The organism is Paraburkholderia lacunae, assembly GCF_003353175.1.
GTDB classification, from domain to species: domain Bacteria; phylum Pseudomonadota; class Gammaproteobacteria; order Burkholderiales; family Burkholderiaceae; genus Paraburkholderia; species Paraburkholderia lacunae.
In genome coordinates this window covers 1-1,133 of record NZ_QHKS01000095.1, presented here as the reverse complement: position 1 = coordinate 1,133, position 1,133 = coordinate 1, and the positions used below count along the sequence as shown (strand labels likewise).

General features: G+C 56.5%; 1 protein-coding gene. It reads right to left on the bottom strand.

Annotation, left to right across the window (positions count from 1 at the left end):
- On the bottom strand, positions 1–1,016 hold a 1,016-nt coding region (locus DLM46_RS38885), incomplete at its 3' end, for a site-specific integrase (protein WP_115110420.1).
- Positions 1,017–1,133 lie beyond the last annotated feature (117 nt).

The following is a 1,133-nucleotide window of genomic DNA, read 5'->3' as shown; positions in this document are numbered from 1 at the left end:
GGAACATAGTGGCGCAGATCGTGCGGCGTAACTGCATCCTTGCCAGTCCGGTCCTTCAACTCCATTACCACCTCGACCGGCAAGCAGCGCGTAATCTGTGCAAATACTTTTGTCAGTGTTTCCGTCGACAACGGAGCGTCGCTCTGGGAGTTCAGCAGGAACGAGTGATCGGGACGGCCCCGATAGTTTTCGACGTAGCCTTGCACAACGCTTGCTGTCAACTCGCTGACGGGCACCTGGCGAATCGAGTGCACATTCTTGATGCTGGGCTTTGAATAGCGGGAGTCGACTTCCGTGTCCTCGTATTCGTTTTCCTGCACATTGAGCCAGTGACGCGTCCGTTGTTGCTTGTGATCGTAGGCACTTTTGACGGCGTCGGCCGGAAGCAACAGAACTTCGCCGCGGCGCAAGCCCTGATGCAGCATCAGCACAAATGCGACGAAGACGCGCCAGCGTGTCCTGTCACGCCTGAACGGATTCTGTGGAGATTCCGGGTCAAGCATCGCATACAGTGCTTCAACGACACTCGCTGGCAACGAGCGAACCGTCTCAACCGAATTATCCCGGCGAACGTGAAGCTGGCTATAAAGCGCAGATAGCCTGTGCAGTCGCTGCTCGACGCGCTGAAGCCGATCATCAGCGGCCTCGCTCTTCGATAACCAGGTGACGACATCCGTCACAAAGCCAAACCCGGTTTGCCAGCGCTTTTCGTCGGCACCTGTTACCACCGGCTGATTTCGAATGGAAACGAACCACGATTCAAGAATCTGGGCCAGCACACCGTCGTCGAGCTCGGTCAGCGCGTTGTCCAGAGCATTCGTGCCGCAGAGATTATCTGCATGTTGATACAGATCCTCCAGATATCGCAGTTTCTTCGTATGCGTGGAATCCGCCAGTTGCGCGGCCGACATTACCGACCAGACTGCGGTCCAAAACCGCGGCAGCCCGACATCGTCGACCAGCATCGGGCCACGAAGCGCCGCCGGAACCGCGGCACCGAACAATTGTTGAAACACTGGGATCGCCCGCAAGAATACGCAACGGGCAAAGATACCATTAATGGGATCAGGTGTTGCTCAGAAATCCAGTGAGAAGCTCGCTACACGCAACGGCCCAGAACATACCAGTTGTCA